The organism is Malacoplasma iowae (assembly GCF_900660615.1).
Taxonomy (GTDB): Bacteria; Bacillota_I; Bacilli_A; order Mycoplasmatales; family Mycoplasmoidaceae; genus Malacoplasma; species Malacoplasma iowae.
The window spans coordinates 723,815-741,898 of record NZ_LR215023.1 but is presented as its reverse complement, the minus strand read 5'-3'; the positions used below and the strand labels follow the sequence as shown (position 1 = coordinate 741,898).

The following is an 18,084-nucleotide window of genomic DNA, read 5'->3' as shown; positions in this document are numbered from 1 at the left end:
TTAAAGTAAAATATTATATATAAATTGAGGTGTTTTTTTATGTTGACAGAAAGACAAAAACTAATTCTAAAATATATTGTTCAAGAATATATAGCTACAGCCAATCCAGTTGGTAGTAAAACAATTATTGAAAAATATATGCCAGATATTTCAGCTGCGACAGTAAGAAATGAAATGGCTGTTTTAGAACACCACAATTTTTTAGAAAAAAACCATACTTCTTCTGGTCGTGTTCCATCTAGTGAAGGATATAAACTTTATGAAAGAGAATTCTCTACACCAGCAATAGATGATAATTTGAAAATGAGATTAAAAAAAGTATTTTCTAATAGATCAAATTCTATAGACACTATTATTGATGAAAGCTGTCGGATTATTCAAGAGGTTACAAGACTTCCATTGGTTACAATAGATAAGTCTGCAAATTTGTCATTAAAAAGAGTTGATTTGGTTCAAATTAATGAAAGTAATGCAATTATTATGTTAATCCTTTCAAATGGTGACATTATCAAAAACTTAATAAAAATAGAAAATGCATCAATTCTTAAAGATATTTCAATTTGTGTAAGAATTTTTAATGATAGATTAGTTGATTGCCCTTTAAAAGAACTTGATACAAGACTTGAGTTAATAAAAACTATTATAAGAGACAAAGTCCAATCATATGAGTTTGTAATGCAAGAAGTTGTTGAAAGAATTTTCAATTCCAAATCAGACAAATTTAAACAAGAATCTAAAATAACTAAAAATATTATTGGTTCATCAAGTCTTTTAGCTTTGCCAGAATTCAATGATCATAAAAAACTTGAAGAGGTTTTGTTATTATTGGAAAATTCAACAATATGAGAACAAATTGCACTTAAGCAAGAACAAAATGGACACACAACATCAATTACTTTTGGTGATGAATTTGGCCATAATGATCTCTTGTTTGCGTCAACAGATATTGTTATAAATAATGATAATCAAACACAATTAGTTATGGTGTCACCAACAAGAGTTGATTATTCAAGAATAAAAGGTTTATTGGAGTTTATTAGAGATGAGTTTGAAAAAAGCTGAAAAAAATAGCATTACTTTAAATCAATTTTACAAATTTATTTCTAAGCAAAATTATTGCATAAAAAATATATCTTTAAAATTAAAAACATTTTTGATATTATCGCTTATTAAGTTAAGAATAAATTACAATTTACAACATTTACAAAAAAGTCAATTGCTTGATTTATATAATCAATATCAAAATTTTGACTCTGAAGATTTTGTTATTAATTTATTCAATATCAATATGAATTCAACTAGAAAAGCATACAAAGAATTGGTTAATTTAAAAGACAACTTAATTAATTTTTATAGTAATTCAGGAGTTTTAGTAACAAATAATAAATATCTATTAAAACAAGATGAAAACGAACATCAAATCGCAGTTGATAAATTCATTAACTTAAATTATTATCTTGATGAATTATTAACTTTTTTAAAGAAATGATTTCCAACAAGTTTTAATTTTATTTTTAGAAAAATTATTATTCAATGTTAAAAAATAAAAAATGAGCAAATTTATTAAATATGATGAGATAACCAAAAAAAGTATTGATGATTTAAAAACAATTTCAAAACAAATTAGAACAACATTAATAGAATTATCAAAAACTGATTCTATTCATCTTTCATCTAATCTTGGTATTGTTGAAATATCTATAGCTTTGCTATACTGTTTTAATTCGCCAAAAGATAAAATAATATATGATACAGGTCATCAATGTTATGTTCATAAAATGCTTACAGATAGATGAGATAAAATCAACACAATTAGAAAAAGTGGTGGTTTATCTGGTTTTTTTGAACCATTAGAATCAGAACATGATTTTGTCTCGCTTGGTCATTCTGGTACTTGTTTATCATTAGCTTCAGCAATCGCAAATAATAATCTAAATAATTTCACAATTGCAGTTATAGGAGATGCAGTTTTAAATAGTGGTATATCTTTTGAAGCGCTAAATGATATTGGTTGTAAGCAAACAAAAATTATTATTGTTATTAATGATAATGGAATGTCTATTTCAAAAAATGTTGGTGCTATTAATAATATGTTTAATACTGATGACAAATTGGTTAAATCTTTTTTTAATGCATTAAAAATAAATTATGTTGGACCATATAATGGTAATGATTTATCAAGTGTTATTGAAGCTTTAAATAAAACAAAAAAACTAGTTAAAAATGGGCCAGTTGTTTTACATTTAAAAACTATAAAAGGATTAGGGTTAAAAGAAGCTGAAAATGATTTAGTTGGGTTATATCATTCAAATCAAATTGAAATTGAAAAACATCCAACATATGGCAAAGTTGCTGCAAATAAATTATCAAAACTTTTAGAGTGTGATAATAAAATTAAAATAATAAATCCTGCAATGACACTTTCAACTGGTTTTTTGGATTTGTCTTTAAAATTTAAAGATAATTATGAAGATGTAGGCATTGCTGAAGAACATGCTGTAACTAAAGCATCAGGATATTCTTTAATGGGTTTTAAAACTTTTGTTGTTATTTATTCAACTTTTTTGCAGAGAACATATGATCAAATAATCCATGATATTTCAAGACTTGATTTACCAGTTACTTTTTTAATTGATAGAGCTGATATCTCTTATGGTGATGGGAACACACATCATGGAATCTATGATGTTGGGTTTATAAAAACAATTCCCAAAAGTATTGTTGCAAATGCATCAAATAATATTGTGTTATCAAGATTAATTGATCTAGCTTACGATAATAAGAAATCACCTTTTTTTATTAGATATACAAAAGATCAATGTGAACATAAAGAAAACTATTCAGATTTTAATTTTGGTGATTGAATTTATGAAATCAATAAAAAGTCTAAAACATTAATAATTTCTTATGGACATTTGATTAATGAAATAAAAAATGAAATTGATTTAAATAAATATGATACTGATTTAGTTAATGCAATTTTTGTTACTTGTTTTGATAGAAAAAAAGTTGTTAATATGATTAGTAAATACAAAAAGATTTTTGTATTTGAAAAAGTTTATTACCAAAATAATTTATATGATGATATTGCAAGGATGTGTTTTGAAGAAAAGATAAATGTGCAATTAATTTCAATTAGTATTAAAAATAACAATGTTGGCTTTGGTAGCAAAAATATTGTTGATTTAAAAAATAATATTGATGTTAGAACATTTTTTAAAAAATATTTTAATTAATATTTTCTTTTTGTAAACTAACTTACTTATCTATATTATGAATTATTATCACCTATTTGATAGAATTAAAGTTGGTATATATAATGATTGATAAAGAAAAAGATTTAGTAAAACTTATAGAAAATGGTTTGAATATTGTTGATCAAGATAAATTTTTAGAATATTTAAATATATATTCAGCTGAATATATATTAAATGAATATAGTGAAATATTTATCAATGAAGAAAACAATAGATTTTTTTCTTTTGTTGATAGCAATCAAATAATTAATCTTATAAATTTTGATAAAAATGTTGGGTCGATTTTATTAAAAAATATATTGTTTTTTGAATCAAAATTAAAAAGAACAATAATTGAAAATTGAATTAAATTTTATAAATTAAAAGATACTAAAATTTATAATTTCGCTGAAGATGAATTGTTAAATTATTTACCAAATATAAAAAATTGTCCTGATTTAAAAAGTGAAAAATTTGTTTATTCGCTTTTTGAACATGCTGCAACTTCTGAATTTCTAATTCAATATAAACGTTTGGCTAATATTCCTATTGAGGATCTTTCATTATCTTGGACATTTGCTACCACGATAAATTTTTATAGGCTTTTAGATGATGAAATTAAAAATAAAATTTTAGTTAGTTTTGGAATACCTATAGTTAATATTAATAATTTTGACAAAATGCTAAATGTTTTTTTAAAAATTAGAAACTTAATTTCACATAACGGACACATTTATAATTTCACTACAAGACTTTACCGTGTAGAATTTAATCGAATTTATACAAGTATTAAGAGAAATGATTCTTCAGAAGACAAATATATATCTTTAGATAAAGTTATTTCATTATTAGATTATTTATTAAATTGAAACAACACTTACCATGAATTTAATGAACAATTAAAAAAAGTGGCTTTAAACCACCACTCAAAACAATACTTAATAAAAATAATTTATGGACTATTCTAATTTTTTTATTATTTCCAATAAATGCCTTTCTAAATTTTTAACCCCACTAATTGTAGGAGTGGGTTTCTTTTTATTTTTTAATAATTTTGGTCTTATATCTTTATAAGAAAAAATCATCCCTTCTTTTAATAAAAATTTATATTTATTACCAATAGTGAAATATTTAAAAAGATCAACTGGATAATCAGATATATAGTTTGAATAACAACGGTAAATTTTATCATTATATGAAATTTTGATGTAATTATTGTTAATTTCAACAACTTCACATAATACAATTTTTTTATTTTTCATAATTTACCTCTACATTTTTATATTATAATCAAGTATTATGGTAAATCAAAAAAAGAGTGAAATTATAGACGAAATAAAAGATGTAATCGATTCTATAAGATTTTACATTAACCAAGATGGAGGAGATTTAGACTTTGTTGATTTTGATGATAAAACCGGTGAAGTTACTATAAAAGTTTTTGGTAATTGTGTTGGTTGTGCTTTAATTGACATGACTTATAAAGATGGTGTTGAAACAATTCTTACAAGTGAAATTAGCGAAGTAAAATCTGTAAAAATTATAGAAGATATTCAGGAGTAGAAAATGAATGAGATTAAAAAAGAAACAAAAAAGACAAATACTAAAGTAGTTGTTGAAAAAAAAGAACCTTCTAGATTTTCAAATCTAACAATTGATACTATAAGAATTTTAGGTGTTGAAATGATCGAAAAAGCAAATTCTGGTCACCCAGGTATTGTTTTAGGTGCAGCACCTATTATGTATGCTTTATATAAGGATCATTTAGTTGTAGATCCAGAAAACCCTTTGTTTTTTAATAGAGATAGATTTGTTTTAAGTGCTGGACATGGTAGTGCTTTATTATATGCAACTATGCACTTAGCTGGATATAAAAATGTAAGCATGGATGATCTTAAAAATTTTAGACAAATTAATTCAAAAACAGCTGGACATCCAGAAAACATTTTAATTGATGGTATTGAAACATCAACTGGTCCTTTAGGACAAGGGGTTGCAATAGCAGTTGGGATGGCTATAGCTGAAACTAAATTAAACACATATTTTAAAAAATATAAGTTAATAGATAATTACACTTATTGTTTATTTGGTGATGGTTGTTTACAAGAAGGAATTTCATATGAAGCGTTTTCATTAGCTGGAAAATACAAATTAAATAAATTAATTTTCTTGTTTGATTCAAATGGAATTCAACTTGATGGAAAAGTAAGTGATTCAACTATTACAGATTATAAAAAATATTTTGAATCACTAGGTTTGGCTTACATAAAAGTTGATAATGGAAATGACTATACTGCAATTAGTGCTGCTATAGAAGCTGCTAAGCAATCAACAGAAAAGCCAACTGTTATAGAGGTTAAAACACACATTGGATATGGTTCTTGTTACCAAGATTCTAACAAAGCCCATGGATCTGCTTTAAATTTTGATCAAATAAATGATTTAAAAAACAAATTATCTTATAATAATGAACCTTTTGAAATTTCTAAAAATGCTTATACAGAATTTGCTAGTTTGCATAAAAGAGGTAAAAAAGCTTATGAAGCATTTGTGGAAAGACTTGCAAAATTATCAACTGATAAAAATAAGTATGAAGAATATAGAAAAATTGAAAATAAACAATTAACTTTTGATAAAAAGTGATTCAACCATTTATCTTTTGAAAAAGAAGCAACTAGAAATATATCAGGGATAATTGTTAATGAAGTTGCAAAATACAATCCTTTACTTACTTTAATATCAGCTGATATTTCTGGAAGTACAAAAATATGAGTTAATGGTTTAGAACCATATAGTGCAGAAAACAGACTTGGTGTTAATTTGAATGCAGGTGTAAGAGAATTTGCTATGACTGCAATTAATTCAGGAATTACAAGCTATGGTTTAAAAGCTATAAGTAGTACATTTTTATCTTTTGCAGATTATGCAAGATCTGCTATTAGGTTAGCTGCAATTTCTCATAACCCTATAATTAATGTTTATAGTCATGATTCAATTACAGTTGGTGAAGATGGTCCAACTCATCAACCTATTGAACAATTATGAGGTTTAAGATTAATACCACATACAACAACATTCAGACCAGCAAACTTACAAGAGTTGATTGCAGCTTTTGATTTTGCATTTAAACAAGACGAAATGCCTGTTAACATTATTACATCAAGATTAGCTTTTAATCAAATAAAATCTCCATTAGAAAAAACTTCACGTGGTGGTTATGTTTTTTATGGAAATAAAGTAAATGATATTTCACTAGTGGCTACAGGTAGTGAGTTACCAGTTGCACTAGAGACAGCTGAAATTTTAGAAAAAGAACATAATATTAGATGTAATATTATTTCTATGCCAAGTTTTGAATTATTTATTAAACAAACTAAAGTTTATAAAGAAAGTGTAATTGGTAATAAACCATTAATTGCTATTGAATTTGGTACTACAATTCCATGATATAGAATTGCTGATTTTTCAGTTGGTATCAATAGATATGGTATGTCTGGAAAAAGTGATGATGTAATCAAAAAACTAAAACTTACTCCAGATGAAATAGCTTTAAAAATTAAAAATTATCTTGATAATAACGTTAACAAAAAATTCTTTTAATTTTAGTTTTACAAAATTATAAAAAATGAGCATTTTATTGCTCATTTTTTTAAATTCTATAATTTATAAATATTATCTATTTAATGAATATATGAGTTAAAAACTCAATGTTATTTAATTTTGCACCAGTAATTGGAGATTCGCATATATTTAAAAATTCAATATTATTTAATTTACAAAATTCTTTAAAGTCATTTATAACTTTTTCATGTAATTTATGATCTTTAACCACACCACCTGTTTTATCAATTATTTCTTTTCCAACTTCAAATTGAGGTTTTAACAAAAAAATAGCTTCAATGTTATGAAAGTTTAATTCAATTATTTTTTTTAATATTTGTTTAATTGATATAAATGAAACATCACAACATATAAATTCAATAGGTTCATAAAAATAAGTTGGTACAACATCTTTAAAATTGGTTTGTTCATAGACAACAACTTTTTTATTATTTTTTATTTTTTCATGGAGTTGATCTGTTCCAACATCAACACAATAAACTTTTCTCACATCATGATCAAGCAATACTTGAGTAAAGCCACCAGTTGATGATCCAATATCTAATCCTATTTTATCTTTAAGTTCTGGTTTAAATTCATGTATCCCTTTTAATAATTTATAAGCACCTCTTGAAACATACCTTTCATTTTCAAGAATTTCAACTTTATCAGTATAATTAACACCATAATTATTTTTTGTAATAATAATTGAATTAACCATAATCTTTCCATCTTCTATTAATTTTGTTGCCAAATTTCTTGATTCAACTTTTTTGTTATTAACCAAATAAACATCTAATCTTGTTTTTTCCATAAATGCACCTTAATTTAAATATTATAAAAAATAATATGCCAAACATTAAAAATTATAGTTTTTTATTGTATATTATTTAACAAAATTATTTTTATCATATAAAATAAATATACTGGTTTAAAACTTATACAAATTATTTGCTCAATTTATATTAATAGGGTGTTAATTAAATTATGGTATTAAATATAGTTTTTTTTGTCATTATTATTTGTACACTTTTATTTTTTGGTATTTTTGCAATTGTTATTTTTACAAAAAGAAAATCAAGAAATAATAAAAGGGATTTATCAACTAAAATAAGTGGTAAAAATATTTCAAGTAATAATGAAAACAATATACAAAATATATATGAAAAGAAAAATGAATTAGATAACTTAGTAAAAACTAATAAAAATTTAAAACAACAATTAGAATTATCATTATCTAAATATAATGCATTAAATTTTTCTTTAAAAAATAAAAGTGAAAATCTTGATAAACAATTACAAGAAATAAGTGGTTTATCAAAAGAAGAGGCATCAAAAATAATTCTTAATAATTTAAAACAAGAATTGAATGTTGAAAGAAGCAAAATGATAAGTAATTTTGAAACAGAAAAAAAAGTAGAATTAGAAAATAAAGCTAGACAAATATTAGTTGATACAATGGAAAGAATGGCTGAAGATATAGCTATTAGTAAAACTACATATACAATTAAACTTGAAGAAGATAACATTAAAGGAAGAATAATTGGAAAAGATGGTAGAAATAAAAAATGTTTTGAAAATACAACTGGTGTTGAACTTATCATTGAAAAAGATCCAGAAGTTACTATTTCTTGTTTAAATCCAATTAGAAGAGAAATAGCTAAAAACCTATTAGAAAAATTAATTTTAAACAAAAATATTGAACCAAGTAGAATTGAAAAATATTATGATATTGAACTTGAAAATATGAATAATAGATTGTATGAAATAGGAAAAGAGGCTTTAGAAAACAAATTACAAATATTTGATGTAAATAAAGAACTTTATCCATATGTTGGTAGATTATATTTTAGAACATCATTTTCGCAAAATAATTTAACACATGCAATTGAATGTGCTATGCTAGCTTCAAACATAGCTATTGAATTAAATGTTGATAAATATAAAGCAAAAAAAGCAGCTTTTTTTCATGATATTGGAAAATCAACAGATTTTGAAATGGATAATGATCATGTTGAAAGCGGTTTAGTTTTAGCTAGAAAATATAATTTAGAAGATTATATTATTAATGCAATAGAATCTCACCATGAAAAAGTTCCATGTGACAATATTTATTCATGTATAACTAAAATAGTTGATAAAATTTCAGCTTCAAGACCAGGAGCTAGACATATATCACATGAAGAATATTTACAAAAAATTAATACAATTGAAGAAATTTGTAATTCATTTGATGGAGTAAAAAATTCATATGCGATTAAAGCTGGAAAACAAGTCAGAGTAATTATTGACCCTAAAACAATAAATGATGATGCATTAACAACATTAGCATATGATATTAAACAAAAACTTGAAACTGATGATATTACAAATAAACAACCTATTGAAATTATTTTAATAAGAGAAAATAGATTAGAAGTAAAATCAAAAGGAAGTGCTTCTAGAAGTATTGAACCAAATACAAATGAATAGTTACAACAAAACAATTTATTTTATTAAAGTTTAAAATTTTTAATTTAGTTTTGATTGCAAATATAGTTTATTAAAAAATAATTTTATTAACAACAATTTTTATGTGCACAATTTATAATTTTATTGGCGTTGCTTTCAAATTGTTGTTTTTAATTATTTTAAAATTAAACTTTAAAGTTTAATTATTTAAAAATCAAATATTTTTTAATAATAAAAATATTTTTTAATTTAATGATAAAATAATCTATTATGAAAAAAATGAATTTAAAAAAGAAAAATTCTAAAAATAATAAAAGAACTAAAGCATTAATAGCTGGGTTTGTTTCTTTATCTGTTTTATTAACAGCATCTGTTGGTATTTTTGTTACAAACAAATATATAAGACAAAATAATTTTAATAATTTAACAAAAAATGATTATTCACCAAAAATATCTTATGAACAAACAAATAATAGTTTTGTATTAAAAATTGATAATTACAATAAAAATTATCAATATAAATTATTTATAAAATCAAATTCTGAAGATAAACAAATAAAGAATTTAATTGATAGAGAGATTAACTTAAATTTAGATAGTGAAGGTAAGGTTGATTTAACTGATAAAATTGTTGAACCAAACACAATTATGGAAATTGATCAATATGGTACAACAAATGTTTATTATTATAAAAAATGAGATAAAAAATCTAATTATTTTATCGATTCAAAAGAAGATGGAATAAGTTTATTAGTTACTTGTTATGATGATAAAAATAACTTTAGCTCATCAAATATTTTAACAACAAAATTTACATCTGAAATGCTTTATAACTATAAAGTTAAATCAATGAAAAGTCTATATAATTTAACATTCATTAATGATATTGATTATACAAAAAACACTTCATCTAAAAGAGAACATATTGTTGGAAGTGTAGAAAGATATGTAGCAAAAGATTTTGATTATTTTGATCATAATCTTGGACAAGAAAAATTATTTTATGAATATTTTAAATTTATTAATTATATTGAATTTGATATAAAAAAATACATTGGTATGGAAATAATAACAGAAATATCAAATAATAAATTTTGAAAGTACAATGACTCAAAAGTTTCTTTAGATATTGATTTAATAAAAAATTCAACAGCAGCAAGAGGTAACAACATTAGTTATACAAATGGTCCTGGAGATTTTGGTATAGCAATTATTGGAACATCAAAGGGTAATTTTACTGAAAATCAAAGACCGTATGTATTAAGAGTTATCATTCATGAAATCTATCACATTATTTCTTATTATATTGATGAAAAAATAAATAGTATATATTGAGAGTATTTAGAAAATGATAAAACATATGACTATCATTTTAAATATAGTGATCATTTATCACCAACTTTAAAAGATTTTATGGCATTAAATCCAAGAGTTGAAGGTAATGGAACATTTCCAGAGTGATCATACTATGGTACAAATGATGAAAATATTATTGCAAATAATATTGCAATAGTTGATCCTAAAAATAAAGATTATCAAAATCAAAATAGATCATGAATAACAAGATATTCAATGAGAACTGTTAGAGAAGATATGGCTGAAACTTTTGCTGGTATGACATTAGAAGTAAATAACTATCTAAATAAAGAAAAATTTCCTTATTGAAACACTGGAAAAACAATATATAAGAAAGCTAATGTTATATCAGATCAAATATTTAATTCTTTTGATTGTGGGCAACAATTAAAAGAAAAGGAAAACTCATTAGGATGAATGCAATATAAAAAGAAATAAGTTAATCTTTTTAAAAAAACAAATATATATTTATAAAATTACATTTTTAAAAACAACAACAATTTATCTTGAATAAAGTGAAACAAAAATTATAAATTTTTGTATTAAACTTTTTGGTTATTAATTTCTAATTAAATAATGTAAAAATAAAAAAACTGGAATTTGTATACCTACATAAGTTCCAGTTTTTTGCTCGATTGACATGTGAAGTGCAACACTCAAAAAAGAGTGTGCACTTCATTTGTTTTGTTTGTAAGTGTTCACTAATAAAAAGATAATGAATATTAGGAGTGCTTATGAAAACTTATAAACATTTAACAAAAGAAGAAAGATGCTTAATTTATTTTCTTTGAAATAAAGAAAAATATTCTATGAATAAGATTGCAAAAATCTTAAATAAAAACAAATCAACAATATCAAGAGAATTAAAAAGAAACACATCTTCAACAGGGATTTATTATTCATCAACTGCTCACAAAAAATACATTAGAAGAAAATCAAATTGTCATATGTTTTTTATGTTGAAGTACAAAAACTTCACAGATCTTTTTATTCAAAAATTTAATCCTAAATCTCATGGTGTAGAAGCTACAATTTTTTGAATAAAAGAAAACTATCCGTTAGTTAAAGTTCCAAGTGCTAGGCAAGTATTTAGATGAATCAATAGCAAGATTTGAAAGATACAAAGAAGAGATTGTTTAAGAAGAAAATATGTTAAAGGAAAAAGAAGAAAAATAGGTATATTTTCTAAAATTGATGGAAAATACTGCATTCCTTATAGTCTAAGACCAGAAAAGATAAACAATAGAAAAGAATTTGGACATTGAGAAGCTGATCTAATAGTTAGTAAAAGGCAAAGTGGTTATTACCACTTATTGACATTAGTGGAAAGAAAAACAAGGTTGGCAATTATTAGAAAAATAAAAGGGAAGAACGCTAGATCAATGATGGCTAAAATGTATACCATTATTCGAGATGAAAAACTCCCAATAAAAAGCATCACTGTTGATAATGGGTTAGAGTTTCAAATGATGGGAATAACTGCAAAACAATTCAACTTTAAAGTTTATTATTGCCAACCTTATTCTTCATTCCAAAGAGGGTCCAACGAGAACATAAATGGGATAGTTAGAAGATGATATAAAAAAGGAACTGACTTCAGTTTAGTAAGTGAAGATAAAATAAAAACTCTTGAATGAAAAGTAAACAACATCCCAAGAAAAATGTTTGGTTATAAAACAGCTTACCAAATGTATCAAGAAAATATTTAAAACAAAAAAACTCTCAACTTATATTTCAAAGTCGAGAGTTTAATGTAACATTGAAGTGTTGCACTTCACATGTCAGTTAGGGAAAAAAACTGGAATTTGTATACCTACATAAGTTCCAGTTTTTTATTGCATTTGTTTTTTCTTAAACTATTTTAATATTAATTCATTAAACTAGTAAAATGAATAGATAATCATTTTAATAATTATCAATCAGATCACTTGTTGATTGTTTCTTTTCTTACTAACTTGTGGTATGTTGCAACAACATAAATTTCTTTACCTTCAAAATCAGAACGGTCACATTCAATCATTGCATATAGTGTGTTGAAACCAGCTGATGCATATAAAGTTTCAGCTAAAATATCACCTATATAAAAATCAACTTTTACTCTTTCACCATTATAAACAAGAAGTCCATTTTTTGAAAATTGAACTAATACTGTAATTTTAAGAACTGGGTTTTCTACATAATTATGATATGAAGCTATTGGAGTATCATTTCCAAAAACAATTGAATCATATCTTAACGATTCATCTTTAACACCTAAATTAACTTTATTAGATGTTGTAAATAATTGAGAATTGCTACTATTAGTTCCAACACTAATTGTTGCATAATATTGACCAACATCAGATTGTTTTACACTATTTATAATTAATGTTTGTGATGTTTGGTTATTAAGCAATTGATCATTTTTATATCATTGAATGAAAATTTTATCATCTCTTGATAAATCATATGCCTCATATGCAAATGAGAATGTAGCAGTTTCTCCTTGAAACACTTCTATACTAGTTGGTTGTTTAGTGATAACAATTCTTTTGTCTTTGTCCTCGTCAACTTGTCCATTGTTATTATCTTGGCCACCATTGTTATTGTTGTTATTGTTATTATTGTTATTTTCGTTATCACCTGGGTTCGAGCCATTGTTTGAATCGTTTCCTTCATTATTAGAATCATCACCAGGGACTTTTATAGAACTATCATCATTTTTTTTATTATTAAAAGTCATATTTGTAGTGAAAGGAATAGCTGCTGATGTTGCTATCCCAAATGTAACAGAACCTGTTAACAAAATCTTTTTTAAGTTATGCGTAAACATAATTGTTTTCCCCATTTTTCTTATTTTTTAGCATTCTAACACATTAAAAAAACAATAGTTAATAAAAAATATTAAAATTTTTTAAATGTTAAAATTTCTGTAAAAAAAATTTTTATGGCATTTTAGTTGCAAAAAAACTACTTGAAAATATTACAAATTTTTTAATATTATTTTTTGTTAATTTAGTTTTTTTATAAAGATGTATTTTTTAAAATCAATTTAAAATTATTGCTTTTAATAATAAGGTTTTAAAATAATAAAAAAACCAAAATATAAATTTAAGCAACTTTAAACATTACTCATTATTATATTTTGGATATTTCCCTAACTGACATGTGAAGTGCAACACTTCAATGTTACATTAAACTCTCGACTTTGAAATATAAGTTGAGAGTTTTTTTGTTTTAAATATTTTCTTGATACATTTGGTAAGCTGTTTTATAACCAAACATTTTTCTTGGGATGTTGTTTACTTTTCATTCAAGAGTTTTTATTTTATCTTCACTTACTAAACTGAAGTCAGTTCCTTTTTTATATCATCTTCTAACTATCCCATTTATGTTCTCGTTGGACCCTCTTTGGAATGAAGAATAAGGTTGGCAATAATAAACTTTAAAGTTGAATTGTTTTGCAGTTATTCCCATCATTTGAAACTCTAACCCATTATCAACAGTGATGCTTTTTATTGGGAGTTTTTCATCTCGAATAATGGTATACATTTTAGCCATCATTGATCTAGCGTTCTTCCCTTTTATTTTTCTAATAATTGCCAACCTTGTTTTTCTTTCCACTAATGTCAATAAGTGGTAATAACCACTTTGCCTTTTACTAACTATTAGATCAGCTTCTCAATGTCCAAATTCTTTTCTATTGTTTATCTTTTCTGGTCTTAGACTATAAGGAATGCAGTATTTTCCATCAATTTTAGAAAATATACCTATTTTTCTTCTTTTTCCTTTAACATATTTTCTTCTTAAACAATCTCTTCTTTGTATCTTTCAAATCTTGCTATTGATTCATCTAAATACTTGCCTAGCACTTGGAACTTTAACTAACGGATAGTTTTCTTTTATTCAAAAAATTGTAGCTTCTACACCATGAGATTTAGGATTAAATTTTTGAATAAAAAGATCTGTGAAGTTTTTGTACTTCAACATAAAAAACATATGACAATTTGATTTTCTTCTAATGTATTTTTTGTGAGCAGTTGATGAATAATAAATCCCTGTTGAAGATGTGTTTCTTTTTAATTCTCTTGATATTGTTGATTTGTTTTTATTTAAGATTTTTGCAATCTTATTCATAGAATATTTTTCTTTATTTCAAAGAAAATAAATTAAGCATCTTTCTTCTTTTGTTAAATGTTTATAAGTTTTCATAAGCACTCCTAATATTCATTATCTTTTTATTAGTGAACACTTACAAACAAAACAAATGAAGTGCACACTCTTTTTTGAGTGTTGCACTTCACATGTCAATCGAGCAAAAACCAAAATATAAATTTAAGCAACTTTAAACATTACTCATTATTATATTTTGGATATTTTATTTAAAAATCAATATATGTGTGTTTTTATACATTTAAGATTTTTATTTTATTTGTAATTTCTAATTTAATTTTGTCAGTATCAGATCCAAAGTTGTAAATTAATAATTGTTTGTCTAATTCATTTTCTCAATTATCTTTTGGTAAAACAATATCAACATTAACATTATTACTATCATTGTTTTTCATTAATCACATAATCAACATTATTATTCCTATTATTAAGAAAAAGAAAAAACCAATTATCATTCCAATCATATATCCAGTAGACATTGAACTGCCTTCAGATCTAATATTTACTTTATATGAATCACCAATTTGTGAAACAGTTATCGTTTTATTCATATATCCCCTTTTGTTTAACAAAATTATTATACTGAATTAAATAACAAATATTACGTTTTTTAAAGGTGTTTTTATTATTTTGCTGAGATATATTTTAAATAAAATATTGTTAGATATTTATCCAATTATTTTATTTGATTTTCATTTTTACTTTTATATTGGAAATTAATCTATGCGTTAAAATAATTTATTAAATTTTTAAGTTTCATAAATGATAGAATTATTTAAATATTTAAAATGATGTTGTAAATTTAATTTTTAAATGTTTTAATTAATAAATATTTTTATAACTAATTTTAAATAAATGACTATTAATAAGGTGATATTTATGAAGAAAAATAAATTCAAAACACTAGCTCTAACAAGTCTTTCGTTAGTTCCAATTATTGCTTTAAATTTGTCAACAAGCTGTTCAAATAATAAAAACAATTCTTCAAATGGACAAATTGCTACTGAACAAACAAAAAAACCAAATAGCATACTTAAAGATAATATAGTAACTAAATTAGATAATGGTTCAAGTTTGGTATCAACTATCGATATTCATAATTTAAACTTAAATTTAAAATTAAATCAATCATATCATCAAAAAAACATAAGAATATATTTTGGGCAAAAAGCAGTAGAATTATTTGATTTAACCAATACTAATTTTACTGAAAAATCTAACTATAAATTTTTAGAAGATTCAAATTATAAATACTCTAATGAAGAAAAATACATTGAATTAAAAGCTAATGATTTATCATATGCTATAAAAGTTGAAATATTTGAAGAAAATAAAACTCCACAACAAGTTTTAATAAATATTAATTTTGAGTTTATTAATAATGATAGTGAAATTGAATTTTTAAAATTACAAGAAGGTGGAATTATATTAAATGATGTTAAAGTAAATGCTTATGCAAAGCTTATAAGTGATTTAAATCTTATCTATAAAGATATGGATTTTTCTACTTTAACAAATCAAAATATAAAAGAAAAACTTTTAACTTATAAAGATGATAAAAACAATAACATTTATAAAGATATAAATTTGACAATCAATGAAAGTTCAAATTCTTATAATAATGAATTAATATTTAATATTGCTGGTAAGTTTAAAACCTTTATTATCACACCAATAAAAATAGAAATTAAAAATATATTTTCATATAATTTGCCAAAAAACAAAATATATAAGCTTAATTCAAACTTAGAGCTAAAAGATAAGTTTATAATTGATTTAAAAAATGAAAGTGATATAAAACTTTTAACACCAAATCAAATAATAAATTATATAAAACCATTTGTTATTGTTGATGTTAAATCAAATGATGAAATATTGAATATTGATCCATCAAAATTTAAATCTATAAAAATAGAATTTGAAAATAATTTAAATATTAAAAAAATTTCAGGTTCATTTGAAATAACTTTATATAAAAATAATTCATGACAAAAAGAAGAATTACAAATAACTTTTGTTGATAAATCAACAATTCACTTTGCTTTTGATTATTCATTAAAATATTTTTCAGATCAAGAAATTTTAGATACATTGGTTAATAATTTTGTAGTTGTTAATAATGATGTAATAAAAAATACTTTTGCATCAAAATTGCATTCTGATTTTTCAAACAATATTAACCGTTTACCTTTATCATTTGACAAAGAAAAAATAGATTTAATTGCATCAAAATATTTTAACAATAATAAAACATTTATTTTTGAATATATTAGTGAAAATAGTTTAGTTGATGATATTAATGGAATATTAGAATTTTCATATAGTGTTGCAAATGAAAATAATGAATATGTTAAATCAAATAAAACTAATACTTTAACAAATCTTTTAAAATTTAATGATTTTTATAAAGATAAAATGGAAAAAATTGAAAATAATAGTTCACAAATAAAGGAAAAATATACAAAAAATATAATCAATGATATTTCAAAAAATAAAAATATATTAAGTCAAATAAATAGTTTAAAAGATGGCAAATCTTTAATTTTAGAAAATTTTGATAATACATATTTAGATTTCATAAAGAGAAATTCAAATTTAACACCAAATAATATAAATTCTTTAGTCGATAATGTTTCATTAAAAATATTATCAGTTAATATAAATAATTATTCTTGAAATATTGACACAAGTATATTTGACAATGCTTTTAAGCTAGAAAATATAATAATTGATTTATCAGATAACAAACAAACAATCACAAAGGATTATAATGGGTTTTCTTATAGTTTAAAATTTAAATATATTTTAAATATCTCAAATAATGAGATAGTTTTTAATGGTGAATTTTATACAAAAATATTAAGTTTTAGTAAATAAAATTTTTAAATATAAATGAAATCTATACAACAACAAAAATGCCAAAACAAAAATAGTAATTTGGTTTAAAAAAATATTTTATAATGTTTTCTAAATATCATTTTAAAATAATTAACCATACAATTTATTTAATTAATAGAGAATTTAAAATAAGAAATCTATTTTTTTATTTAACTTGCTGTGATAATTTAAAAGTAATTTTATAAAATTCAAAAGTTACATTTCAAAATGAATCCATCAAAAATGTTATTACTTAAAATAAAATAAGAAATTATACAAAACAAGTATAAAAAAATAAAAAGATCTTTCTTCGTTCAAAAGTTACATAATAAATTACAAATTTATAAACAATGTTATTTTCATTGATGTTTTAGGTTCATTATAAAAAGCAATGTGAAAAATATTGACATCT

15 protein-coding genes are annotated in these 18,084 nt (G+C 23.0%); 10 read left to right on the top strand and 5 right to left on the bottom strand.

The genetic code is table 4. The features are described 5' to 3' along the window. The first annotated feature begins 39 nt into the window (after nt 1-39). The 4 genes from hrcA (at nt 40) to EXC57_RS02925 (ending at nt 4,204) form a co-directional block, all read left to right on the top strand. Complete coding sequence (gene hrcA, locus EXC57_RS02940; protein WP_004025318.1) at nt 40-1,071, top strand: heat-inducible transcriptional repressor HrcA; 1,032 nt, start codon at nt 40-42, stop codon at nt 1,069-1,071. After that, nucleotides 1,043-1,540, top strand: coding sequence for a hypothetical protein (locus EXC57_RS02935; protein WP_004025319.1), 498 nt, complete (start codon nt 1,043-1,045; stop codon nt 1,538-1,540). The genes hrcA and EXC57_RS02935 overlap by 29 nt, the downstream gene beginning before the upstream one ends. Before the next feature lie 10 nt (nt 1,541-1,550). After that, on the top strand, nt 1,551-3,236 hold the full coding sequence (locus EXC57_RS02930) for a 1-deoxy-D-xylulose-5-phosphate synthase (RefSeq protein ID WP_004025320.1): 1,686 nt from the start codon (nt 1,551-1,553) through the stop codon (nt 3,234-3,236). Nucleotides 3,237-3,319: 83 nt separating this feature from the next. After that, on the top strand, nt 3,320-4,204 hold the full coding sequence (locus tag EXC57_RS02925) for an Abi family protein (RefSeq protein ID WP_004025321.1): 885 nt from the start codon (nt 3,320-3,322) through the stop codon (nt 4,202-4,204). Here EXC57_RS02925 and EXC57_RS02920 read toward each other — a convergent pair. After that, complete coding sequence (locus EXC57_RS02920; protein ID WP_004025322.1) at nt 4,196-4,498, bottom strand: hypothetical protein; 303 nt, start codon at nt 4,496-4,498, stop codon at nt 4,196-4,198. The two genes, EXC57_RS02925 and EXC57_RS02920, sit on opposite strands and share 9 nt — an antisense overlap. Before the next feature lie 37 nt (nt 4,499-4,535). On the opposite strand from EXC57_RS02920, the gene EXC57_RS02915 reads away from it, so the two are divergent. Together EXC57_RS02915 and tkt are read left to right on the top strand one after the other, a co-directional pair. Then, nucleotides 4,536-4,799, top strand: a complete 264-nt coding sequence (locus tag EXC57_RS02915; RefSeq protein WP_004025323.1) for a NifU family protein — start codon at nt 4,536-4,538, stop codon at nt 4,797-4,799. Nucleotides 4,800-4,802: 3 nt separating this feature from the next. Then, entirely contained in the window at nt 4,803-6,836 is a 2,034-nt protein-coding gene (gene tkt / locus EXC57_RS02910) for a transketolase (protein WP_004025324.1), read from the top strand. Between the two features lie 76 nt (nt 6,837-6,912). Here tkt and EXC57_RS02905 read toward each other — a convergent pair whose 3' ends face one another. Continuing rightward, nucleotides 6,913-7,650, bottom strand: coding sequence for a TlyA family RNA methyltransferase (locus EXC57_RS02905; RefSeq protein ID WP_129692616.1), 738 nt, complete (start codon nt 7,648-7,650; stop codon nt 6,913-6,915). 173 nt (nt 7,651-7,823) lie between these two features. Here EXC57_RS02905 and EXC57_RS02900 point away from each other — a divergent pair, with 173 nt between their 5' ends. The 3 genes from EXC57_RS02900 to EXC57_RS02890 all read left to right on the top strand — a co-directional run bounded on the left by EXC57_RS02900 (nt 7,824) and on the right by EXC57_RS02890 (nt 12,352). Further along, nucleotides 7,824-9,308, top strand: coding sequence for an Rnase Y domain-containing protein (locus EXC57_RS02900; RefSeq protein WP_004025326.1), 1,485 nt, complete (start codon nt 7,824-7,826; stop codon nt 9,306-9,308). A gap of 249 nt (nt 9,309-9,557) precedes the next feature. Next, nucleotides 9,558-11,081, top strand: coding sequence for a hypothetical protein (locus EXC57_RS02895; protein ID WP_004025327.1), 1,524 nt, complete (start codon nt 9,558-9,560; stop codon nt 11,079-11,081). 296 nt (nt 11,082-11,377) lie between these two features. Continuing rightward, entirely contained in the window at nt 11,378-12,352 is a 975-nt protein-coding gene (locus tag EXC57_RS02890) for an IS30 family transposase (protein ID WP_129692495.1), read from the top strand. A gap of 203 nt (nt 12,353-12,555) precedes the next feature. On the opposite strand, the gene EXC57_RS02885 is transcribed toward EXC57_RS02890, so the two are convergent. From EXC57_RS02885 to EXC57_RS02875, 3 genes are all read right to left on the bottom strand, one after another. After that, nucleotides 12,556-13,455, bottom strand: a complete 900-nt coding sequence (locus tag EXC57_RS02885) for an immunoglobulin domain-containing family protein (protein WP_004025477.1) — start codon at nt 13,453-13,455, stop codon at nt 12,556-12,558. Between the two features lie 404 nt (nt 13,456-13,859). Then, entirely contained in the window at nt 13,860-14,834 is a 975-nt protein-coding gene (locus EXC57_RS02880; protein ID WP_129692495.1) for an IS30 family transposase, read from the bottom strand. A gap of 194 nt (nt 14,835-15,028) precedes the next feature. Next, on the bottom strand, nt 15,029-15,346 hold the full coding sequence (locus EXC57_RS02875) for a hypothetical protein (protein ID WP_004025365.1): 318 nt from the start codon (nt 15,344-15,346) through the stop codon (nt 15,029-15,031). 328 nt (nt 15,347-15,674) lie between these two features. On the opposite strand from EXC57_RS02875, the gene EXC57_RS02870 reads away from it, so the two are divergent. Next, on the top strand, nt 15,675-17,672 hold the full coding sequence (locus EXC57_RS02870; protein WP_004025366.1) for a hypothetical protein: 1,998 nt from the start codon (nt 15,675-15,677) through the stop codon (nt 17,670-17,672). Nucleotides 17,673-18,084 lie beyond the last annotated feature (412 nt).